The organism is Streptomyces sp. NPDC017993, from assembly GCF_044328065.1.
Lineage (GTDB): Bacteria > Actinomycetota > Actinomycetes > Streptomycetales > Streptomycetaceae > Streptomyces.
Genome location: NZ_JBIRGO010000060.1, coordinates 1 through 4102, shown reverse-complemented (window position 1 = coordinate 4102; position 4102 = coordinate 1). Strand labels below are relative to the sequence as shown.

General features: G+C 71.3%; 4 protein-coding genes. 3 read left to right on the top strand and 1 reads right to left on the bottom strand.

Features of this window, described 5'->3' with window-relative positions:
* Both ACH4FH_RS38850 and ACH4FH_RS38845 read left to right on the top strand, forming a co-directional pair.
* Nucleotides 1-95: adenosylhomocysteinase (locus ACH4FH_RS38850; RefSeq protein WP_398560698.1), on the top strand; the 95-nt coding region annotated here is incomplete at its 5' end.
* 107 nt (nt 96-202) lie between these two features.
* Nucleotides 203-817 carry a hypothetical protein gene (locus ACH4FH_RS38845; RefSeq protein ID WP_398560697.1) on the top strand — a complete coding sequence of 205 codons (615 nt, stop codon included), beginning with the start codon at nt 203-205 and terminating at the stop codon, nt 815-817.
* A gap of 637 nt (nt 818-1454) precedes the next feature.
* Here ACH4FH_RS38845 and ACH4FH_RS38840 read toward each other — a convergent pair.
* Nucleotides 1455-2615: an RDD family protein gene (locus ACH4FH_RS38840; RefSeq protein ID WP_398560696.1), complete on the bottom strand. Its 1161-nt coding sequence runs from the start codon at nt 2613-2615 to the stop codon at nt 1455-1457.
* Between the two features lie 112 nt (nt 2616-2727).
* On the opposite strand from ACH4FH_RS38840, the gene ACH4FH_RS38835 reads away from it, so the two are divergent.
* Entirely contained in the window at nt 2728-3735 is a 1008-nt protein-coding gene (locus ACH4FH_RS38835) for a stage II sporulation protein M (RefSeq protein WP_398560695.1), read from the top strand.
* The last annotated feature ends 367 nt before the right edge of the window (nt 3736-4102 follow it).

Below are 4102 nucleotides of genomic sequence, written 5' to 3'. Positions count from 1 at the left end.
TCGGCGTCAAGCTCACCGAGCTGCGCCCGGAGCAGGCCGCCTACATCGGCGTCCAGGTCGAGGGCCCGTACAAGTCCGACCACTACCGCTACTGATCACCACCAGCAGCCGGTGCACCCAGGCCCTCGCCGCTCGCGGCGGGGGCCTGGCCCATGAAACCCCGCACCGGCCCGCCCGAAGGACCCCCGTCCGAAGGACCCCCATGCCCCGCGGCCACTACTCCCTGCACGACCCGCACGATCACACCCCCCTCGGTGAAGAACACTTCCACTGCGCCACCGGCCCCTCCGGCTGGCGCTATGTCTCGCAGATCGTCACCCCCTCCGGCGATCACGCCGGCTCCGTCGACCTCACCCTCGACGACCTCGGCCGCCCCATCCGCCTCGAACTCCACGCCTCCGCCTGGCAGGTACGCGGCGCCGCTCTTGAGGGCGTGACCTGGGTGCGCACCGACCCCTCCGGCGAACACGCCACCGAAGGCAACGTCGCCGCCCACGCCTTCACCGGCGCATCCCCCGCCTTCCTCATCGCCACCGCCCGCCTGCTGCGCCCCGCCCCGGGCGCCGGAGCCGTCCGCACCCGTCTCGTGGCCTTCACACCCCCCGTGCTCGCCCCCCGCACCCTCGACCAGTCCTGGGCCTTGCTGAAGAGCACACCACACGCCACTGACAACGCCCCCCTGATCGCGGACGAATACCAGGTCAACGACCTGGAAACCGGCGAACAGCACGTTGTCCACATCGCCGGCGACGTGGTCCTCGCCGCCCCCGGCATCGAACTCGAATCCCTGGAAACCCCACCGTCAACATTCCCCTGACCACCACGCCCCGCCGGCCCCACCGAACCCCCCAGCACCACCCGGCTGTCGTCCGCGCGCCGCGGGTACTCACCCCGAGCGGTCTGCCCGCCACCTGACTCTCGGTCAGGGCCCGCGGACCAGCCGAACCCGCAGAACGACCTTGTCGCTTCCGCGCGAGCCCCATCTGGCCGGGGGGACGGGTCTGGCCGTGGGTACGGGGCGCTGCGCCCTCACATGGCCATCGGAAGCGGGACCCGGGCCTCGCGCCCGCGACGAAACGCCATCCGGCGGCGCATCACGCGCAGCCGACCTGCCACCCCAGACCGACCCCACCGCCGCCGGGTGCCGCCGACATGCCGCCTCCGACCAGGTCCCTTCCCCAACGGCAGTGCACTGCCGTCCCCTGGGGCCGCTTCCCCGGGGAGGCATGCGCCGCCCACGACTACATCCGACGGGCGGCGTGCTGCTGCCCCCCCGGATCCCGCCCGGTCGTCACGCCAAACCGGGCCGAACGCATCGGCGGCACCCTCCGCCGGCTCCGCCCGGGCCGCGCTTGGCGGCACCTGAGCCATGCGCGGCGTTCCGTCCGAGGTACGTCGGGCCCGATGCACTCACAGCCCCGCCTCACGACCCGCTCCCACCACGCCACCCGTACCTACACCGGCGGAGCGAACCCCGTACGCCGCGTCTCACCACTATCGCCCCGACTCTCGCCCTGAGCCTTGTTCGCACGCTCCGTCATACGGATCCCAGGCACCACATCCGGCACAGGTGACCCCGCAGGCACCGATCCGCCCTTCGTCTCCGGCCCACCCCCAGGTGCCGACCACCCACCGCCAGGCGCCCCCGCCCCGCCGCCCGCCGAAGCACCTGCGGACGGCATCCCGGCCACCGAACCCTGGTAAGCCACGGTCTCCTCTCCCACAGAGCCCGCCGGCCACCCAACCCCCGCACCCTCCACAGACTGCACGGCCGGCATCCCCTCCTTGGGCGGCGCGACAACCCCGAGCCCGGCCCCCGGCGCATCGCTGCCGACAGCCCCACCGCGCCCCTGGCTGACCCCCGGCGCCCCGAACGCCCGCTGCGACTCCCGCGCCTGGCGCTCAGCCACCACCGCGGCCAGATACGCCGCCGGGTGCACGCCCTGCGACCACGCCACCCCCGTGAACCCCCGAAGGTCCTCCGCGAGCCGGCCCGCCATCGCCCCGCCCGCCTGCGGATCGAGCTGCCCCATCCGCATCAGGTACTGCCGCACCGCCAGCCACCACCCGTCCGGCACCCGCGACAGATCCAGAGCCCCGACCTCGGCCATCAACCAGGGCGGCGGAGGCGGCGACGTCGCCCCGGCCTCCGCCACCGGAATCCGCTCCCGCACGACCAGCGTTCCGGCGAACACATCCCCGATACGCCGGCCCCGGGCGGACACCAACGAGGCGACCGACGCCACCACCCCCATCGTCAGCACGATTTCGATGGCCCCCATCGCCCCACGCACCAGCGCGTGCCGGAACCGGATCGGCCCGCCGTCCTCCCGTACGACCCGCAGCCCGCACATCAGCTTCCCCAACGAACGACCGTGGCTCAGCGTCTCGATCACGATCGGTATCCCAACCTGGATCAACACAAAGGTCGCCACGGACACCGCCGCCACCGCAGCCGTGTCCATCGACGACGTCGCGCTCACCAGCAGCATCGACACCCCGATGTACAGCCCCCAGGCGACGGCCAGATCCACCACCACCGCCAGCCCCCGACTCGGAAGCCTGGCCGGTCGCAGTCCCAGCACCACCGCTTCACCCGTGACGAGTTCGCTCACCCGCGCCCACTCCCTCTCTCGTTCCCCGAAGCCCGCCCACCCCGTGCCGGACCCGGCCAGTCTGCCAAGCTGACCCTCACCCACTGACGGCGCTTGCGAGGAGCGACACCGTATGGACCTCGATGTCTTCGTTACGGCCCATCGCGCCGAATGGGACCGGCTCGAAGCCCTGCTGCGCCGCAGGCGTCGGCTCACGGGCGCCGAGGCCGACGAACTGGTGCACCTCTACCAGCGCGTCACGACCCACCTCTCCCTCCTCCTCTCCAGCGCCCCCGACCCCGCCCTGACCGGCCGACTCACGTCACTCGTGGCCCGTGCCCGCAGTGCGGTGACCGGCGCCCGCAAGGCTTCCTGGCGCGACACAGCGCGCTTCTTCACCACCGTTTTCCCCGCCGCCGTCTACCGCCTGCGCCACTGGTGGATACCCACCGCGATCCTGTCCCTCGCGGTCGCCGCCGTCATGGGCTGGTGGATCGCCACGCACCCCGAGGTCCAGGCAGCCATCGGAGCCCCGCAGGAACTCCGCGAGATGACGCGCCCCGGTGGCGAGTACGAGTCCTACTACTCCAGCCACCCCGCCGCGTCCTTCGCCGCCCAGGTGTGGACGAACAATGCCCAAGCCGTCGCGCTCTGCCTCGTCCTGGGCGCGTTCGCCGGCGTCCCCGTCCTATGGGTCCTCTTCCAGAACATGCTCAACCTGGGCGCCGGCATCGGCCTCATGTCCTCCGCAGGCCGCCTGGACACCTTCCTCGGCCTGATCCTTCCCCACGGCCTGCTCGAGCTGACCGCCGTCTTCGTCGCTGCGGGCATCGGCCTGCGCCTGGGCTGGACCCTCGTCGACCCGGGCCCGCGCACCCGCCGCACGGCCCTGGCGGAAGAGGGCCGAGCAGCCCTGGGTGTAGCCATCGGCCTCGCCGCGGTCCTCTTCATCTGCGGCGCTATCGAAGGCTTCGTCACCCCCTCCGGACTGCCCACCTGGGCCCGGATCGGCATCGGCGTCGCGGCCGAACTGGGCTTCCTCCTGTACGTCTACGTACTGGGCGGCCGCGCCGTCCGTGCAGGTGAGAGGGGCGACGTGAGCCCGGACGACCGCGAGGCCCCTGTGCCCACCGCAGCCTGATGTGCATCCAGCCCCGCTGACCTGCTAATCTCCTCTTCTCCCCAGGAAACCCGTTGACACGGGCGACATGGGGAGGTAGATTCGAACGGTTGCAGGGGATCTGGACAGGTCCCCGCGCAAGGGTTAGTCTCTCCAGCGCCTCGGCCTGAATCTCTATTCGGCGAGGCATGCCGACCAGTTACCGGAAGCGCCGGTCGATTAATTCGACCGAATCCCTTCTGATAAAGTCGGAAACAGCCGAAAGGCAATCCCCTCCGACGGGGAATCGGATGCAAATTCGGACCGGAAACGGAACGGACTGGATCTGATAGAGTCGGAAAGGCCGGAAAGCGAAAGCAAGAAGGCCAACCCCGCTCCAACAGGGGGC

Excerpts from the sequence above, each read along its gene's own strand:
- ACH4FH_RS38835 (WP_398560695.1), top strand. The coding sequence starts at position 2,728 with ATGGACCTCGATGTCTTCGTTACGGCCCATCGCGCCGAATGGGACCGG.
- ACH4FH_RS38845 (WP_398560697.1), top strand. The coding sequence starts at position 203 with ATGCCCCGCGGCCACTACTCCCTGCACGACCCGCACGATCACACCCCC.